General features: G+C 42.8%; 15 protein-coding genes and 1 tRNA gene. 5 read left to right on the forward strand and 11 right to left on the reverse strand.

Annotated features, from left to right (window positions below):
• The first annotated feature begins 275 nt into the window (after positions 1-275).
• Entirely contained in the window at positions 276-785 is a 510-nt protein-coding gene (locus tag QQL36_RS02440; RefSeq protein ID WP_321568779.1) for a hypothetical protein, read from the forward strand.
• 61 nt (positions 786-846) lie between these two features.
• Here QQL36_RS02440 and QQL36_RS02445 read toward each other — a convergent pair whose 3' ends face one another.
• From QQL36_RS02445 to QQL36_RS02460, 4 genes are all read right to left on the reverse strand, one after another.
• A complete protein-coding gene (locus tag QQL36_RS02445; RefSeq protein WP_083720239.1) occupies positions 847-1,254 on the reverse strand; it encodes a hypothetical protein in 408 nt (135 codons plus the stop codon).
• A complete protein-coding gene (locus QQL36_RS02450; RefSeq protein WP_321568780.1) occupies positions 1,251-1,811 on the reverse strand; it encodes a DUF6934 family protein in 561 nt (186 codons plus the stop codon). The genes QQL36_RS02445 and QQL36_RS02450 overlap by 4 nt, the downstream gene beginning before the upstream one ends.
• A 499-nt stretch (positions 1,812-2,310) precedes the next feature.
• Positions 2,311-2,982, reverse strand: coding sequence for a hypothetical protein (locus QQL36_RS02455; RefSeq protein WP_321568781.1), 672 nt, complete (start codon positions 2,980-2,982; stop codon positions 2,311-2,313).
• Positions 2,983-3,342: 360 nt separating this feature from the next.
• A tRNA-Lys gene (locus QQL36_RS02460) sits at positions 3,343-3,415 on the reverse strand.
• Between the two features lie 138 nt (positions 3,416-3,553).
• On the opposite strand from QQL36_RS02460, the gene QQL36_RS02465 reads away from it, so the two are divergent.
• The 4 genes from QQL36_RS02465 (at position 3,554) to QQL36_RS02480 (ending at position 8,154) form a co-directional block, all read left to right on the forward strand.
• On the forward strand, positions 3,554-4,729 hold the full coding sequence (locus QQL36_RS02465; RefSeq protein ID WP_083720236.1) for a thiolase family protein: 1,176 nt from the start codon (positions 3,554-3,556) through the stop codon (positions 4,727-4,729).
• Between the two features lie 273 nt (positions 4,730-5,002).
• Entirely contained in the window at positions 5,003-6,586 is a 1,584-nt protein-coding gene (locus tag QQL36_RS02470; RefSeq protein ID WP_321568782.1) for a glycoside hydrolase family 71/99-like protein, read from the forward strand.
• A gap of 390 nt (positions 6,587-6,976) precedes the next feature.
• Positions 6,977-7,318: a hypothetical protein gene (locus QQL36_RS02475; protein WP_321566369.1), complete on the forward strand. Its 342-nt coding sequence runs from the start codon at positions 6,977-6,979 to the stop codon at positions 7,316-7,318.
• Positions 7,234-8,154, forward strand: coding sequence for an IS110 family transposase (locus QQL36_RS02480; RefSeq protein WP_321570537.1), 921 nt, complete (start codon positions 7,234-7,236; stop codon positions 8,152-8,154). Before QQL36_RS02475 ends, QQL36_RS02480 begins: the two co-directional genes overlap by 85 nt.
• 267 nt (positions 8,155-8,421) lie before the next feature.
• Here the strand turns inward: QQL36_RS02480 and QQL36_RS02485 are convergent, their stop codons facing one another.
• The 7 genes from QQL36_RS02485 to QQL36_RS02515 form a co-directional block, all read right to left on the reverse strand.
• Entirely contained in the window at positions 8,422-8,787 is a 366-nt protein-coding gene (locus QQL36_RS02485) for a hypothetical protein (protein WP_321568783.1), read from the reverse strand.
• Between the two features lie 144 nt (positions 8,788-8,931).
• A complete protein-coding gene (locus QQL36_RS02490; RefSeq protein ID WP_321568784.1) occupies positions 8,932-10,092 on the reverse strand; it encodes a carboxypeptidase-like regulatory domain-containing protein in 1,161 nt (386 codons plus the stop codon).
• A 379-nt stretch (positions 10,093-10,471) separates the two neighbouring features.
• Entirely contained in the window at positions 10,472-12,151 is a 1,680-nt protein-coding gene (locus tag QQL36_RS02495) for a RagB/SusD family nutrient uptake outer membrane protein (protein ID WP_083720232.1), read from the reverse strand.
• 27 nt (positions 12,152-12,178) lie between these two features.
• Complete coding sequence (locus QQL36_RS02500; protein WP_321568785.1) at positions 12,179-15,457, reverse strand: SusC/RagA family TonB-linked outer membrane protein; 3,279 nt, start codon at positions 15,455-15,457, stop codon at positions 12,179-12,181.
• 521 nt (positions 15,458-15,978) lie between these two features.
• Positions 15,979-16,704 (reverse strand): hypothetical protein, encoded by a 726-nt coding sequence (locus QQL36_RS02505; RefSeq protein ID WP_083720230.1) that lies wholly within the window; start codon positions 16,702-16,704, stop codon positions 15,979-15,981.
• A gap of 5 nt (positions 16,705-16,709) precedes the next feature.
• Entirely contained in the window at positions 16,710-17,987 is a 1,278-nt protein-coding gene (locus QQL36_RS02510) for a hypothetical protein (protein WP_321568786.1), read from the reverse strand.
• A gap of 204 nt (positions 17,988-18,191) precedes the next feature.
• A complete protein-coding gene (locus tag QQL36_RS02515) occupies positions 18,192-20,006 on the reverse strand; it encodes a beta-galactosidase family protein (RefSeq protein ID WP_321568787.1) in 1,815 nt (604 codons plus the stop codon).
• Positions 20,007-20,011 lie beyond the last annotated feature (5 nt).

Consider the following 20,011-nt stretch of genomic DNA (forward strand, 5'->3'; position numbering starts at 1 on the left):
ATATGGTTATATGGTATTAGGGATGAGTTTTAAAATATAGGCTTTTACACGGTACCTGAATAAGGGTACAAGTTAGTAAAAATTTTAATGAATGGAAGGAAAATTGTGGATTTGTTTATGGATTATTTCAACCTTCAATTCAATATGATATTATGCTTATCATTTTGAAATTCATTTAATTTCAAAATGACAGAACTTTTGTCAGCCCTTGTTTACAAAGGAAAAACCGCCTATATTCATTTAGACCAAAACAATTAAAAGACATTAATCTCAGGATGATGATTGAGCTCAACGATGATAATTCAGTTTCTAATTACTTTAAATCTGCCAGGTTAGGTATTAATAGTATTGCAACATTATTCGATCGGCATGAGAAGGAGATTCCGGTTTATGATGAGCATGTTCAGTTAGCGGATCTGGTATCCAACCCCGAGGCAGTGCTACCTGTTTACACATTGACTGGGAATATTTTTAAAAGAGGGGAATTGTATATCTACATGAAAGATAATAGTTTACTTCCTGCATGGGATAAGCATGACCTGATTTTATTGAAGAGTGTTGACCAGGCGGTACTGGTAGCTGGTGATAAGTATTATTTCGTGCTGGAAGATAAGAGGGAATTAGCGGGTGTTTTAACACATGATGAGACTCATTTTATTATCACACCTGATAATGAGGAGTATGATAAGGAATGGTTGAAACCCAGTGCTGTTCTAAAGATGTACAAAATTATGGGCGGGTTAAAAAAGGAAGAGGCGCTCAGGGAGCGGGAGAAAAAGGGATAAGCCACCCCTGAAGATTCAGGGATGGGGTGCTGGAAAAACCATATTTGAAGTCAATGAGCAATTATTCAAATTCTACTCCTAACTCTTTCCAGTATTCTTCACATTCTTTCAATTCTCTTTCCCTGATTTCTTCTTCGGTTGGAAGAGGTTTTGTTCGACCTCCAAACCTGGGTACAAATGGCCATTCTTCCAGCAATTTCACATCTGCCGGATTATTTGGATCAAAAGACCTTCTCAACCAATAACCAGGTCCCACCTCTTTCATCCGATTTCCATATGCAAACCTATATCCCGTTGAAGCACTAACCGGCGTGCCTTTTCTGGACATTTCACTCAAATATTTCAATTCCGCACTCATTTCTTCTGCCTGCTCTTTCGTCTTAATAATTTCATGCAGGGAATTAGGTACGTAGTACCTTTTATTCTCGATAGTTGGGCGCTTAGGCTTTTTTACCCGTATTCTAATCATTTATGTATTTTTTCAAAAGTGAAATAATTAAACATCGTTTCTAACTCTCTATTTTTTTCTAATTCTTCTTTATCTAACTTCTCGAACAGAGTTTCTATATCCCTGAAATCAAATGGGTTTTCATAAAATCCTGTTCCTTTCCTTTTTACCCTCACGTAATATTTAATACCATACATCACAAATCGCTCACTCAAATAATCATAATTCTGCTTAATCATCCGGAAGTAGTAGTAAGCCCTGGAATTGGTTGATCCATCTAAACCAACCATGCGATAAGGATTTCTATCTAAATACCCTTTTGCAAAATTCAAAATGGTCGAAAACGCCATGGAATAATCAGCATGATTTATACTCTCCATATCTTTTATTCGCCCCTTTCTATCCACCGGGCCAAATGCCAGATTATACGTATCATTAAATAGTTCCTGCGGCTTATCGTCTATTTGCATTTTGATCCTCTTTTTTCTTCCACTCCTCAAAACCGTATAAAAAAATCCCTCATTCCCTTTCTCAACATCAACCTGATATACCCTATCAAAATCAAGCTTAACAAACATTGAATGCTATTTTAAAATGGATTAACAATACGCTCCCCTCCCGCACTTCCATGCGCTCAATTTCTTCCTCATAAAGTATATCTTATCTAATATCGAATAGTACTACCTGTGGCGAATAATACTACCCTAAATGGCTAATTGATTTTCCGGTTTTTCAATTGATAATAAAAACACCCATCCCCTCTAAAACACAATAGCCGCGAAGGATCTACCGACCCTCGCAGCTATACCATAAATGTACAGAGATAAACAATTACCTCCCTACTATTTTCCATTCATTTTAAAAATGAACAAACTCAAATGAATAAACTCATCTCCCGCTCTTTCTCATTCACTGCCACCTCCTCCCCGCCATCACTCATTTTGATGAGGTATTAACGCTAATCAGAAATTTTATAAAAGAACAAGAATTTTAAGCTAAATCCAATTGACTCAAAATGCAATAAAACAATGTGTTCTAAATAACAAAGCTTGCATCGCACTGCCAGATTCGAAATTGTTAATCCAGTTTCTTTATGCTCACATCTGTAAAATAGCCAAGCGTTTCCGGACCAATCCAAAGGCCTACGCTTCCACGCAGATCTTTGCCCTGCTTCAGGTCATTGACAATCAAAGTAGGCTGTTCTGCACCGTTGATATAGAACCTGGCCGTTTCATCTTTTACTTCAATTTTCACCCTGATCCATTCAGCCGGCATCATATCAGCATAAGCCTCGTATTTTTCAGGTGTTTCTGCTCGCGATCTCTCCCAGGGATAGCCCGGCAACGAAACATACTGAGTCGAATGATTCCTCCGTACCTGATCATTTGCCCGGCCGTTGGTTGGACGAATGTAAAACAGCTCCATTTTGGAGGTATCCTTACTCACCCGAAAGGCAATGCCAACAAACCCACGTGCGCCTTCTCCGGCATTCATCTGTGGTTGTCCTGAAATTGTTGCTTCAATGATACCATTATGAAAATCGATATTTTTGAGCAATGCAAATGTCTTTTCGTTAATGGCGGTCTTCGGCATTTGTAAAGCCAGCGCGTTTTTACCTTTATAATCTGACTGCGCAACAGTTACCTGGTAAGGAATGACATTATTAGGAGCCAGAGAAATATTCTGCGCTTGAGACGATGCAAATAAAAACGCACTCATTCCCAAAGTAATCAATAAAACTTTTCTCATTGGAACTGATTTTAGTAGATATTTCAATGCTATTATTTTCATTTGAACAGTAAAGTTCAGCAAACTATTCAAAGCAAAAACCAATCTTTCTTCATTGGCTGTCAGACAGTCTTTTTGCTGATAACTTCTTTAAAAAACATGCCTCCTTTCTTAAAGGACTTACTTTTTGGGTGTAATTTCCAGTGATGATACCCCCCTCGTACCGGGTGATGGTATGCCCACTAAGAAGAGCCCCAAAAAAAAGAGCGTTTTAAGATTTTAAAGATATGATATAGTGTTGATTGAAGACAGCCAGAAAACAGAAAAGCCGCGTAAATCATGTGATTTATGCGGCTTTGATACTGCTTGATGCTTTTGTTGTGACCCCGCTCGGGCTCGAACCGAGGACCCAAAGATTAAGAGTCTTTTGCTCTACCAACTGAGCTACGGAGTCATCTCTTATCACCACATATCGTGTGGTTGGGGTTGCAAAACTACAACCTTTATTAATATTTCACAAAAATAATTTAACTTAAATTTCTTTAATTTTTAAAAACCTCCGGATATACCCCCGGTTAAAATATACTCAGTTATGGAAACAGCATACATTGTAGCCGGATACAGAACCGCTGTGGGAAAGGCTAAACGTGGCGGATTCCGCTTCTATCGCCCCGACGATCTCGCCGTAGATGTCATAACAGGTTTGTTAAAAAGCGTCCCCCAGCTTGACCCAAAGCGCGTCGATGACCTTATCGTAGGGAACGCCGTCCCCGAAGCTGAACAAGGTCTCCAGATAGGCAGAATGATCTCCGTCAGAGCCCTCGGCATCGAAGTACCCGGCGTAACCGTAAACAGATACTGCGCCTCCGGCCTTGAAACCATCGCCATCGCTACCGCCAAAATTCAATCCGGTATGGCCCACTGCATCATCGCCGGTGGCACCGAAAGTATGAGCCTGGTACCCGTAGCCGGCTGGAAAACAGTGCCGAATTTTAAAGTCGCCAGCACCACGCCAGAATACTACCTCGGCATGGGCCTCACCGCCGAAGCCGTGGCCAAAGAATACAACATCTCCCGCGAAGACCAGGACCTCTTCGCCCTCAACTCTCATCAAAAAGCCATCAAGGCTATCCAGAACGGCTACTTTAAAGAAGGGATCCTCCCCATCAACATAGATGAAGTATATGTTGATGAGAAAGGTCGCAAACAACAACGCTCCTACACCGTCGATACCGACGAAGGTCCCCGTGCCGATACATCTGCCGAAGCCCTCGCCAAACTAAAACCCGTTTTTGCCGCTGGTGGCAGCGTCACCGCCGGCAACTCCTCTCAGACCTCCGACGGCGCCGCCTTCGTAATCGTCATGAGCGAAACCATGGTCAAAGAATTGGGATTGACTCCCATCGGTCGCCTCGTTGGTTGCGCTTCCGCAGGTGTACACCCACGCATTATGGGCATCGGCCCCGTTGCTGCCATTCCGAAAGTTTTGCAACAAACTGGAAAGACCCTGAACGATATCAACCTCGTTGAACTGAATGAAGCCTTTGCCTCTCAATCTGTAGCCGTGATCCGCGAACTGGGCATCGACCCCGATATCGTTAATATCAATGGCGGCGCCATCGCCCTGGGCCATCCCCTTGGCTGTACCGGTGCCAAACTCACTGTTCAAATCCTCAGTGACCTGAAACGACTCAATCAAAAATATGGCATCGTCACCGCCTGCGTAGGTGGTGGTCAGGGAATAGCCGGTGTCATCGAAAGATTATAAAAAACTTATAAAAATCAATCTCAAAAGATCACAAATCATTATCAAAAGATCACAAAAACCCGCATCGAAAAATTACAAAAAAGGGAAATGCCTCCTGAATCAAGGAGGCATTCCCCTTTTTACATCTATATCCCAAAACCAATAAATAATTGATTCTCAATCCCACTAATTATATTTCTTCTATATTCCCCCCATACTCTTCCCCCCGCAATACCTTCCTCCCTACTTTTACGTTTTAAGAATACTCAATCAATAACCATTTAAAAAATCTCCATGAAACCACTTACCTGGCTCTGTTGCTGTGCCCTATTGCTATTCGCATGTAATAAACAAAAGGAAGCCAAATTGTCTTTAAACACTGAAACTATAGCTGCCACCCCCGTCAGCAAAACCACTAGCAAAAAGATCTTTATCCACTACATGCCCTGGTTCGAAACACCCGATTCCAAAGGCACCTGGGGATACCACTGGAAAATGAACACCCAAAACCCGGACATCATCACCAATGGTAAAAGACAAATCGCTACTTACTATTACCCTAAAACCGGTCCTTATTATTCCAGCGATCCGGCCATTATCGAGTACCAACTCCTCCTCATGAAATACGCCGGTGCCGATGGCGTCTTCATCGACTGGCCAGGTACCAGAGCGCTCTACGACTACCCTGACAACCTCGCCAATTCCAATGCCCTCATCAACAAACTGAATGCTGTCGGTCTGCAATTCGGTATCGTCGAAGAAGACAGGAACTGGGATGCCGGCAATACCTCCGGTGCCCATGGCGATTTTGTCTACATGCAAAACAACTACTTCAATCAATCCAATTACCTCACTACCAATGGTACCCCGGTCGTGCTCAACTTCGGTCCCATCACCTTTCATCAATCCTCCCAATGGGATGCAATCTTAAATGGTATCAGCCCGAAACCCAAAGTACTTCCGCTCTTTGGCTTTACGTCCGAAGTCGGATCCAACAATGCCGGTGGTGAATTCCCCTGGATCTACCAGGATCATCCCACTGTTGTGAATAACTACTATGCTCAGGCTGCGAACTTCGCACTATCTGTGGGGGTAGTTTATCCTGGCTTCAATACGTTCTATGCCGCCGGTGGTGCCGATGGCCCTACCTGGCAGATCGCCTATAACGGTACCAGCACCTTCTCTACCATGCTGGATAAGGCCCTTGCCTCTTCTGTGAGCATTATTCAATTTGCTACCTGGAATGACTATGGTGAAGGGACCATGATCGAACCTACTGAAGAATTCGGCTACTCTTTCCTCACTACCATGCAAACAAAACTGGGCGTTCCATATGGACAGCATGAACTGGAAGTCATTTATCAATTGTACCAGGCTCGCAAATCTTATGCTGGCAATACTACCATTCAGGCGCAACTGGACCAGGTATTCACCTACCTCGCCAATCAACAGGTGGCACAAGCCGAAACTTTGCTCAACAACCTTGGTGGTAACAATAACACCACAGGTGTGTATATCAAAAACAAATGGCTGAGCACCTACCTCTATGAAGATAATGGTCAGGTGAAATACAGCTCTTCCAATTCCGGTAACCAATATAAATGGGTACAGGAAACGGTGAATGGACACATCCGTTTCAAAAACCTTTCTACTGGCCACTACCTGAATATTGAACACCTCTATTCTTATGTGGAAAGTGCTGATGTACCCAATACATATTATAGCAGCTACTGGGTGCTGGAAAGTTATAATGGATATACCAGGTTGAAAAATGAATGGCAAAGCACTTATGTAAATCTTGAAAATCAAAGCGGATTGGCCCAGTGCACAACAGTGCCGGACTACTTTGAAAGTAGCCAATGGACACTCCAACAATAAAAACAATAAAATAATAAATTCTATACCGGCCCTTTTCAAACCTCCGCCCCAAAGCAAAAGCCTGAAAAGGGCCGGTGCTTTTATGAGCATCAACTCTTCCTTACAACAATTAGCTGGTGATACCGCTGCGGCTTTTGCCGGAATGATAGTCGTGCAGAAAACAAAGACAAGTGCTTAAGGGACTACCTATCTCCATTAAGCACCCAAATAAAAGGGGGCAGTATCATTAATAAATGAAACTAATATGGCTCCATCAGGTATCCGAATCAAAACCTTCATGAAAGAGGGAATTCATCAACGGGGAATGAAAACCATTTTCAGAAAAAACCCTCATGAACCGGGTTCACAAACGACTATGAAAATGGTGGTACCTTCGACAAAAGTACTACCATGGAACAATCACATATCAGTTTTGAACAGGTTGTGAGTCGCGGCTGTGGCCTCGATGTTCACCAGGAGAATGTAGTAGCCACCATCAGAGGAAATGGGTTGGAAGAACAAACCCGCACTTTTAGCACTTTCACAAGTTCACTTAGGGACCTGGTAGCTTGGCTTGAAGAATCCGGCATTACACATGTCGCAATGGAGAGCACGGGGTTTACTGGAAGCCTGTTTTTAATATACTGGAACCTCACTTTGAACTTATTCTGGTCAATGCCCGGCATATTAAATATGTGCCGGGGCATAAGACCGATCGCAATGACAGTGCCTGGATTGCAAAATTATTGCTAAGCGGGCTACTAAAGGGAAGTTTTATTCCACCGCAATACACTCGCGAATTACGGGAATTGTACCGATACAAACGTAAAGTAATAGGACAGCGGTCCAGTGAATATAACCGGTTACAGAACATTTTAGAGACAGCCAATATCAAATTGAGCACTGTAGTCAGTGATGTATTCGGTGTAAGTGGCTGGTCAATGATCACTGCCATTATTGAAGGAGAACAGGATCCTATGATATTGGCCAATTTGGCAAAAGGTAGGCTCAAAATCAAAAAACAAGAGCTTATTCTTGCATTAGAAGGCCATCTCAATGAGCATCACCGTTTTATGCTCAGCCTGTCTAAAACTGTTATTTTACAGCTAAATGACCTACTTGGTCAGGTGGATAACCGTATAGATCAGTACTTAAAAAAATGGGAGGAAGAAGTAAAATTACTTCAGACTATTCCCGGAGTACAAAAACAAACAGCTACCGCCATCTTAGCCGAAATAGGTACAGATATGCATGCGTTCCCTAATCAGCATCATTTGGCTAGTTGGTGTGGTTTATGTCCTGGTAATAATGAAAGTGCCGGAAAAAAGAAAAGTGAAAGAATCAATCATGGCAACAGATCCCTTAAAACCGCACTCGTGGAAGCAGCATGGGCTGCAGCACATACGAAAGATACTTATCTGAAAAGAAAATATTATACTTTGAGTATACGAAGAGGCAAAAAACGAGCACTTATTGCAATTTCACACAAAATCCTAATTGCCGCTTATTTTATACTCAAAAATAGAGTGCCATATATGGAACCTGATAATCAGGAGTGGCTAAAAAAGAAAGCAGGCGCAGATAAATAATTATCTCAGACGCCTGCGCGAGCTTGAGGCATTACCCCCATCTCAATAAGATTACTAAGTTACAAAAATCGACCTTTTATTGGTGCTTTTTCAGCCTGTAGAAAAAACTGATTTAAGACTCTAAGTACAAACGATTGTTGCTATAAGCACGAAAAGAAAATTTTAATCCTATAGAGTCATATCAAATTATGGCCTGGACGAACTATTTTCAAAGAAAAGAGGGTGTATCTGAAATTAGATACACCCCCTTTTTGTTAGCAGAAAAAACTATTCTACCCAGTAAGTTAAAGTCACCACAATATACCCATCACTACCTACCTGACTATCACTCAGCGTAACAGTCTGCGATACTACACCATCCCAGTTACCCGGATTAGCGCCGAACTGATAAGTACCTGCTGGCAGGTCATAAATCTCGTAACCTTCACGCGCAGCATTGTAAGTAACGCCGGTGGACTGATTGATGGCCCAAAAACCATACAGACCAGTACTACCTGTGTATGGATTACCGTAAATGTCTACCAGTTCAATACGTACATTGTAAGTAGTAGCTACCGCTGGCTTTGGTGTTGCAGCAAAAGTGTTCGCAAAAAATAAAATTGACAGAAGACTGCAAATGAGTGAGAACCTCATGGGCTAAAACAAATTTAAATTGAGGGAATTGACATATCAGCCGTAAGGTATAATAATTTGATAAAAATTATACATTAAGATAATGTTACAAAAAATGCTGTCAAAGGCAGCACTTATATGTTAATGGCCTGCGGAAAACTCTAATTATTTCCTGGATGTCGATACATAATCATACGGCACCTGATCCGCCAGCTTCTCAAATCCCCAATACCCACTAAACAACATCGCCAACGGATCTACACAAACCCCCTCCTTACTAAACGTACAATCCGGTTGAAAAAACCGTATCATCGACTCCTGCTGCCGTGGCAACCTACCCATCATTCTTGCATATTTATTCGCCTCCAGCTCCTTCATATAACTTACCATCAGCATATTCTCACAATGCAATACATACTTATCCTCCAGGGAATCAGAAGGCTTCATTAAATCAACTGGCTTTAACGCTATCGGTATCCTGTAATTCACATAATTGCTATCATCAGAATACGCATCCCTGTTCAACATGATCTTCCCATTTTTCACAATCGTATCATGCACATACCCCCGCTGCCGTGGCCGCCTTACAATCTCATTCACCACAAAACCTTCTTCCTCCGTATTTCCTTCAATCAAGGACCTGAAGAAATGTAATGAAGATCCATGAAACACCGTCTCCCTATTCGCCAGCCACTGCCGCATCTGCGCCTTCTTCTTCGTCGTCATACTCTCATAAAAAGCATATCCATAATAAGAGATCGTATGATCCCTGTCTGAATTCACATATTGCTTCAGCATAAAACGGATCTTATACCCCAATGCCGCATTATTAATAACCAGGTAATCTTCCGTACTCGCCTTCAATGCCTGCTCCGCATTATTATACCCAATATCCAGAATTTCATCATTGGTGATCACACAATTCTTTGCAAAATCCGTCTTCCCAATAAATGTTTCTTTGAACGTTTTAATATACGCCTCCCGCTTAGGATCACGCTTCACCTCAAATGCCTTCAGCACCGTCGCCTTTGGTTGCAGGGTGATCTTTATATTCACATCCTCTGTATTAATATCCAGGTAATTCGATGCCGTCTCATACCCCACATAAGAAGCAATCAACTCATACCGACCCGCTACAATCCCTCCAATACTAAAACTCCCCTTCTCCGTCGTCGTACCACCCTTGCTCGTATTATTGATAAATACCGTTGCAAAACCCAGTGGCTTGCCATCCGTAGCTGACACCACTGTACCTGTAATTTTGACCTGTGCAAAAATGACCTCCGTCAGTGTGATCAAATAACCGAGGATTAAAAATCGTTTCATGGGAGCGAAATAACATCGAAGCACGATTGCCATTTTGTTAATATCGATGTACTGGCAGGATGTGCAGACAAAACACACATTTTTAAATAAAAATATTCATGAAAGAGGGAATTTACCAACCTGAATAAAATCCATTTTCTGAAAAAAATATCATAAACAGACAAAATTCGCCAACCTGAATAAAACCCATTTCCTCAAAAAACATTCATAAACAGACAAAATTTACCAACCTGAATAAAACCCATTTCCTCAAAAAAAAAGGGTGTATCAAAAGTTTGATACACCCTCCTTTAATTCGGATACCTGATGGAGCCAGATTCCATTTTATGCCATTCTCAGGAGGTTCATTTTTTTATGATCCACCCTCTTTTCAATATTATCAATAGTTAGGATTTTTCGTCTCCGCACTCCCCTCTCCTCCCGGATTCAGATCCGCCTCATCCGCCGGCACATCCCAGTAATCCATGAAGTTGAAATTGATTGTCACATTACTATTCAGTTTCCCGGCTGCCGTCAGGAAGTTATTCCCATAACTACCCCCGCCTGATCCAATATCATAAGACCATCCCCAACGACGCATATCATAGAATGACAACCCTCTGAATACCAATGACACTCTCCTTTCCATCACCAGCTCCTGCATCGCATTTACTGCTGTCAATCCCGTGCCGGTCACAGCTGTCACACCCGCACCCTGGTAACTTCTCACTGCATCTACATATGCTAATCCGGCATCCGTATTTCCCAAGCGGATATTCGCCTCTGCCAGCATCAACGCATTTTCTTCGTAACTACCTGCTATAAATTGTTCATAACCACCTATCTCAGTACTCCCATACACATACACACCTGATGTGCCATTACCACCATCTAAAATACTCCACCTCGTACCAAATGATAAATCATCCAGGTATTTGGTTGCCGTATCAAAATTGTTTGCCACGCGCTTATCACCAGTATGGAAGTTCTGCATAAAGCGCTCTCCCAATCTGAATGTAGTCGATGTATTCACACCCGTGGTTAACACAGACACTGTACCACCGGATGCGGAGAAGAAACCATTCGCTGCAGCACTTCTGCCCGTGAATACATAGTCTCCATTCTTGATACCACTTGTCGCCAGGGTCAATACTTCATTCCAGTCTGCCGTCGTCATCGGTGTCGTTGAAGTCGTAGTGATCGATGCACTCAGGTCCTTATTCACAAAAGGCGCCAGTTTATTCACCAGCAGGTTTCTCGCCAGCAAGGTATTGATGTTCCTCACCCACATATCAGTTGTCAACACCCCACCATTACCTACCTGGCAAAAAGAAGGAATCAGCTGTCCCAACACCGTACTATAATCTGTAGTACTCGTGATGCCTGTCTGCAACAGACTCGCTGCTTCGTTAAGGTAATCATTGGACAATGCAATGATACTATCCTTAATCAGGTATTTGTTAGACGTACCACCAAATGTATCGATCCTTAATCCTGAATAATACAAAGAACCGATCTGTGAATACGCAAATCCTTTCCACCAGTAACACCATGCCTTGATCGTATTGGAACGCGTAGTAGCATCGCCACTGAATGTAATTCCATCTACCAGACTCAATACCTGGTTCAGTGTATTGTTCATCGCATACATATTCAACCACTGATAGTAAGTAGGGTTATAACCCGACCCTGTTTGTGCACGGGTATTATTCGCACGCATCAGACTTACATTCGCAATACCTGTTTCTGTCTTGGTACCGTCGTCGAGTATAAAGTATTCAGGAATGCTTATGGTACTTATCAACTGGTTCGATGCCTGTGCACCCACCACATCACCTAACAACTCCGCATAACCAAAAGGCAATGAAAAATAACTATCGCCCAACCAGTCGTCACCCGTCTTAAAACCGTTGACGTACACACCACCTGTAGCCAGTGAGATCAGGCCGGATTCAGTATTCACATTCCCATCCACGGTAGGCAGGTTCGGATTTCCTACATTCAGTTCTTTCTTGCAGGACAGTGTTCCTAATAATAGCAAACTGCAAACAAGAGATAAGATATATTTATTATTACTCATGATGATGTTCCCTTTTAAAATAAAAATTTAGAATCCTACATTTAAACCTACCTGATATGATCTCATGTTAGGAATGGTACTGTGGTCAATCCCTCTGTCGAACGATGAGTTAGCCGCGCCTGAACTGATTTCAGGATCAAAGCCGGTATATTTCGTCACCGTCAGCAGGTTCCTGCCTGTGAATACCACCTGCAGTTTGTTGAACTTTTGTGTATGAAGGATTCTTGCCAGATCAAATCCTAAGGAGACATTTCTCAGACGCAGGAAAGAAGCATCTTCATAAAAATAATCCTTGGTCGCATTGTTACCCGGTCCATACAGACTACCCCATGAACTGGAATACGCACTACCATAGTAAGCAGTGTAAGCAGCTTTTCTGCCATTGATAGTAACCGGTTTTGCGAAGTCGCCATCTATACCATCACGATACATCCACTCTTTGGTCTGGTTGTACAGATGACTACCATAAACCCAGTCAAACTGGAAGGAGAGAGTGATGAAATTCTTATAGGTGAACTGGTTGATAAATGATGCATTGAATTTAGGATTCGGGTCACCAAATGCCGTGGCACTTTCTTCGAACTGTATGGATCTGGTAGCAGTATCTACCACACGACCTTCTACAATTTCATACTTGCCTTTATCAGCATCTGCAAAATACTTGGAACCATCTCCCTTCACAGCATCCTTACTCCTCAAAGCCTTGTAACCATAGATCTGTCCGATCTTCTGACCAGCTGTCAGTGTCAGTGCCGTACTACCTGCAGAAGATGTTAAGATGATATCTGCCCCACCACGTATCTTGTCAATCCTGGATGTTTGCTTACCAAAGTTGGTAGTGAAATCCCATCCAAAATTCCTTGATTTATACACAGGAATATTCACCTGGAACTGTATCCCTTTTGACGACATATCGATGGCATTTGTCAACACAGAAGTACTACCAGTAGATAGCGCAGAGCTTACTTTGTAGATCACATTTTCTGCTTTCCGCGTCCAGTAAGAAAATGATCCATTCAAAGAGCCTAACCAGTCACCATTCAATAACGTCACAGAGAAATCGGTACCAATTTCAAGCTCTTTAGAGACCTCTACTTTCAGGTCAGGATTCTGTGAAGTGGCAGGATTGGAATAATACAAAGAAGATCCCAATGTACCCTGGTTCAATGTAGGATACCTGTCAAAAACACCCGGTTGTGTTCCCGCTTCGCCATACGCAGCGCGGATCTTGAAGTAAGGTACCACATGTTCCAGTCCTTTCCAGAAATTAAAGGAAGAAGGCAATACATAACCGTTTGTATGCGGGAAAGTAAATGGTTTAGACCCGCTACCAAATGCGGAAGACCAGTCGCTTCTAAATCCACCGGATATACCACCCCAATCGCCAATATCAAATTTCTGATCAATGAGATAACCAAAGGTCACGAAAGTTTCCTGGTAATCTCCGTTGGTAGGCTCGGTGGTAGAAGAAGAAGTAGGTGCTATATAAACGGCGGACGCAGAGGCGAGATTAATAGGAGAAGTGGTAGGCAAGCCTAAACCATATATATCATATTCCCTGTACTTTCTCTGGCGGTAATCATACGATGCGAGCGTAGTTGTTTGAATGGGAAGGTTCCAGCCAAAGTCTTTTTTGAAATCAGTCCTGAAGTAAGCACTTCCGATGAAGTTCTGGAACGTAGTCGTATAGTTCCACTGATCAATTTCACCAGTACGGTCTGTAGCAAAGTAAGAGGCTTTTGTATCCCAATACTCTGCATTTGCATTACCCGTCTGGTTAAAGTAGGTCCATGTTGCGCGTTCTGTTCTGTAGTTGATACCATACTTCGCATCTACCTCCAGGAAGTGATTGATCCGGTAGTTGGCATTCAGGCTTTGTACGATATCAATTTTATTATCCAGCCCATCTGCATACTCCTGTACATAGTATGGGTTAAAGGCATTGATACTTAAGAAATCGGCAGTCTGAAAGGCAGGAGAATGTCCATCTGCCATCTTCCATTTTAAACTGAAGAAAGGAGAAGTATTCAGGAAGCTATAGATGTTACCGACATTCCCTGCCATGTTACCTCTACCGTAGAGATAACCACCTGGGGCCCCGAGGCCCGGTGTCAGTGTATTTTTGGTGTAGATAACCTGGGTGGTAGAGCGGAGATGAAAACCTTTGAATACCTCAGTGCCTATGTTGGCCGTGAGGTTCGTGCGGTCTACATAACCATTGTGCATAACAGGACTCAAAGTATGATTATTGGCGAATGCCATATTGAAATCTGTCTTATCTGTACCCCCTGAAAGGTTGATCGCATTGTTCCAGGTACTACCTGTTAAGAACATCTCTTTGAAGTGATCATAGTATTTCAGGTTCATGTTGTACGACTTATTTGCAACGTTGTTGGGATTCAACATCGCATAACGGGTAGCACCACCATAAGTATAACTGATACCTGAATAGTCGCCATACTGATCAAGGGCCAGAATATTGCCACTGGCATCTACCACATTGTTATTACCATCAGTGAGCCAGGGATGTTTGCTGGCTTTGGTTACACCACCACTGTTGATGTAATTATTAATGGAGTAACTGGTGCTATAGTTCACTTCCAGACGACCGGATTTACCCTTTTTAGTAAAGAGCTGAATAGCACCATTCGCACCCTGTGCACCATACAGCGCAGCAGAAGCAGCACCTTGTACCACTTCGACTCTTTCTACGTTGGCAAGATCGAGACTATTAAAATCAGTTGCAGCTACCTGCACACCATCTAACATGATGAGGGGTTTAGTACCACCCTGAATGGTGTTCACACCTCTGAGGAGGATGTTCACCGGGTCACTGGGGTTACCACTTACAGTAGAAATCTGCGCACCGGGTATTTTACCAACCAGTGCCTGGTCCACACTGGTGGAAGCACCCATCAGCTTATCACCCGAAACAGATTCTACGGATATACCCAGCCTTCTCTTGCTGGTAGGGGTTCCTGTCCCGGTGACAACAAATTCAGTCAAAATCTTTTTGTCATTCCCCAATTGTACACTGATGGGTAAACCATCTACAGTGACTTCTTTTGTTTCATATCCAACTGCTGTGATGATAAGCTTCTGACCTTTGGAAGCCATAATGGTGAAAGCGCCACTAATGTCGGCTACTGTACCTCCACCCCCTTTAATTTTGATAGTAGCACCAGGAATAGCTTGCCCCGATTCATCTTTAATAATACCGGTGACCTTGGTTGATTGTGCAAATAATGAAAACGTATAGACATGGCACATCAGTACCATTAGGCATAGAAGACCCTTGATTCTCATAATTGTGATTTAAAATGACAGTAGATAACCTTGTGATCAAATATTAGCTACGCACGGGTTGCTGGCATCGCCCACCATAGCAGTCTTTTCATTGTTTCGTTATTTTAAGTAATAGTAAACCTGCATGCCGGAATGGCAACGGCATGCGCTACAGCACAAGAAAAGGGTTATTACGTTAATTAATCTTACGGTAAACGGTTCGTCTTTTCGGTCCTGCCATTTGGTTGAAATGGCTCGTTCATCTGGTTAGAATTAAGTTAAATAGTTTTACTGTAAAAGCAAATCTCTTACAGAGGTAATCAATAGATGTCCATCACAATGTCAGCCTATAAATATTGATTAGATTTTGGTTATTTGGATTTTGATTTTGGTTGTTATGTTAAATATAGAGACTTGGATGATAATTTCATAATTTTTATAACAAAAAATGTAAATAATGTAATATAGAATTATTTATAATATATTTAAAAGTACCGCAAGTATTGAGGTTCAGAAAATTGTAAAGGGGGGACGCGCCCCCCTTACAGTGTGATGCCCATCATCACGGTAACTCTGTTAAAAGTATAATCTGTGGTGGTAAAGGTGCCTAATGGCCTTTGCGTCTGCCAATCCAACACTGCAGTCTTTGTTTTGAATGCTGCATGCGCATAACCTGCTGATAAATGAAATGAACTATTATATCTCCACCTGAATTTATATCCCAATCCCGCATGTATATAAGTGCCGGCTACGTTCTGATCCGGTTCTCTGGAATTTTGTAGCGACCACTGTTTACGTGTTAACCATGGAATGGCTTTGCCCGCACCTGCATAAGAAAAGAAAGTTCGCTCCTCCTTACTGAAATCATAACGAAGATCTCCGAATACCGGTACTGACCTTGCCTGATAATCATCTAACCCAATCCCCACACCTATCTGGTATTGATAGGCAAACCTATATCCTGCAATGCATCTCCACACAGATCCCTTCTTATCAGAAAATTGTAACCCTGCTTCATCTATATTATAAAAACCATTAGGCGCTATTTTAGGATATACCTTCTCCTGCTTCACACTATCCATCTCTGCACGATTAAACACTAACGTATCTTTTACCCTGTTCTCTATTTTCAATACCCCATTCTCTGTCGAAAAGATATGCCCCCTGATCACACTGCCATTCTTAAAATATAGTACATCCAGCTTTCGCTGCGCAGTCAATCCCTGCATAGCCAACAGCCCTGCACATAACAACAGTATATATTTCATAGTAATTATTTAATGACGATGCCAATCTTACTTAACAAGGTAGGTTTACTTAAATTAGAATAATCGTACTGGTACAAACCATCTTTGGCTGTTACCAACAGTATATGATTGTTTGGGATCACATCATAGGCTTCTATGTCTTTCACGGTTTGCTTCGTCTCTACATTCAATGGATCAGTGGCATCCATAAAGTGTAAGCCATTTGTACCTTCACATACAAACAGGTTGTTGCCATCAATACCTAATCCATAAGGCCCTGTCATGACATAGCTTTTCAACAATTGCGGGTTTTTCACATCTGCTATATTAATTACGTCCAGTTGATTCTGATTACCCGCGCAGGTTGTACCGGATCTTAATGTCACATACGCCGTTTTCCCTTCTACCACTACAGGATCACAGGATTGAATGTGTGAGAAAGTACCTGCAGCTACCGGCATTTCAGGATTGCTCACATCATAAATGAGCATGCCGGTGGTGCTGCCAATAAAGATGTAATGATCGTATGGGAAAATAGTTTCGATATTAGCAAAAACAGTAAAGTTGTTTTTCTTCACAGGTTCATTGGCCTGTTGTACATTAAAGACCTGGATACCGTAATAATCCACTGTATACAGGGTATTATTCATCAGCCCAAAACGTGCGGTAGAACCAGCTTTGCCGGTAGCAGAAGGTACAGATACATTTGAGCTGTTCGAAACAGTGACACTGTTGGCCGCACTATTATATACATAAACACCATTCCAGCTGGCTAAATTACAGGTATTTGAAAGCACGGTATCTCTTATTTCGAAACTGGTGATTATCCCTCTCAGTGTATCGGCAATGATACCATATTCATATTGCCGCTGGGGGAATACATTGTTCAGTCTTTTTGTCTGGCGGATGTTGTGAGGATCGCTGATGTCCAGCGCCACAAGGTCGATGTAACTGTCCACATACATCACATTCCCTTTTACAGCCAGGTCTACATTGCCGGGGATGTTGATAAATGCGATTTTTTGTGGGGAAGATGGGTTGGTGTTGTCGATGACGTGGATACCTTTGTTCAGCTCGTTCAGGAAGATGTAGTTGCCGTAGAGATAGATTTTACCTGGTGATACAATTTCGTGTGGAGATTCGCTACGGATAGAAGATCTAAGGGAATCGAGACTGGCGTAAACAGGTGTGTATATTTTTGAAGGAATGTTGTTGGTACATTTATCCTTCAAACAGCTGCTTAGCATAAACAAATACACGGCCAGCAGCGCTGTCGGAAACAGTCTGGTTGATGCTACATACATGGGAAATAGGTTTTCATTAGAACGAGACGACTGTTCCAAAAGTTACAACTTACGAAAAGCTGCTTCGGCCGGAGGCCGAAGCAGCTTTTCGTGCGGGCGATTATTACCGACCGGCGAAAAGCCGGTCGGTAATAATCGCATCTAAATAAATCTAAAAGCAAAAAGCCCTCCCAAATGGGAGGGCCTACTCATCGTTCTACGTTTTTATCTTACCTCATCCAAAATAGCATGATCTATCCCCCTCACGACCTGTATCTCCGGCTTTATCAACTCCAACACCGCAATACTATTCTCCCCTTTTTTCAACCACTCCGCCGGCACAAACACCGTCTGCTGTGGCCCCACTTCCCAGTACCTTCCTAAATTATGCCCATTCACCCACACCACACCTTTACCCCACTGGCTCATATCCAGGTAAGTATCACCTACCGCATCCAGTTTAAAACCACCCTCTCTCAGCACCGGCTCATTCACCCCAACTTTTCCCGCCTTCACTACCGGCACATTACTAAACGGCAAAGAATACATCTCCCATCCTTTCAACTCCTTTCCACCAAATACCACGCTCTCTGTAATCCCTTTCTTATTCTGCAATAAATAAGGTCCAAAATTGATCCTCCCTAAGTTCTCCACCAGGATCTCCAGTCGCACTTTCCCTTTCGGTAATGTCACCTGCAAACTATCCTGCTTCAACCTTCTATCCAGCGTACCCACTCTCTTTCCATTCACATACACAATCCCATAATCCCTCAATGCATTGATCTTCAGCACACCCGCTTTACCACCATCCACCGTCGTTCTATATAAAACAAATCCATAGGCCTGTTTCAAATCTTCAAAAGTCAGTGGGGTCGCATGCTTCACTGCCGCCGGCAATAAACTGAATACCCCAGTCGCCTGTGTTAATGTAACAGCAGGAATAGTGATCACACCTCTCTTCGCCGGCACGGCTGGCAATGTCTGCCCCGGTTGCAAATGCTTTGCTATCACCGCACGGAACTGCATGTATTTTTCCGTCGCATTACCTGCCTCATCCAATGGCGCATCGTAATCGTAACTACTTATCTGCGGCTCATAAGGATCCTTATCATTCGCATTTGCCCCATTCATAAATCCACGCGTTGTACCACCATGGAACATATACATGTTAATAGAAATACCCGCACTCAACACACTATCCAATCTACCCAGGTATTGCTGATACGGTACGGTGTGATGTTTTGTACCCCACCAGTCAAACCATGCAGGATACCATTCAGCAATATAAAAAGGCCCTTTTCCGCCATGATTTTCGCGTATCAGTTTCTTTACCTTCACTGGGTTATCCTGCCCATTAATAGCCGGTAATAAGCCCGGTAAATGCCCGTTTTTAATCGCTGCTTCCGGATCGCAGGTAAACAGCAATCCATCAAAACCTGCATCGACAAACATCTTCCTGTTTATATCCAGGTACTCCTTATCATCTGAATAAGAACCATACTCATTTTCAATCTGCACCATCAGTATATTCCCGCCATGATTCACCTGCAATGGCGCCAACTGCTTGCCCACCGCATGGATATAATTGCGGTAAGCCTCCAGGTAACGCGGATCTTTACTCCTCACTACCAATCCTTTCTCATTCTGCAACCAATAAGGGTAGCCACCAAACTCCCACTCCGCACACACATAAGGACTTGGCCGCAGTACCACATACATCCCCTCCTCCTTCGCAATCTTCACAAACTCCGCAATATCATTATTGCCCGAAAACTCATAATGCCCCTTCTCCGGCTCATGCACATTCCAGAATACATAGGTACCAATGGTATTCAAACCCATTGACTTTGCCATTTGAATTCTGGCACGCCATGCCTCACGAGGTACCCGGGGATAATGAATCTCACCCGAAATCATCTGAAAAGGATGCCCGTCCAGCAAAAAGGTACTGTCTCCCAACGCAAAGGTGTGTTGAGATTGCCCCATCCCCTGCATCCATAAAGCCATTAGGGCGATGATCGCTACGCTTATTTTTTTCATCCTGT

The sequence above is a fragment of the Chitinophaga sp. LS1 genome, assembly GCF_034274695.1.
GTDB lineage: Bacteria > Bacteroidota > Bacteroidia > Chitinophagales > Chitinophagaceae > Chitinophaga.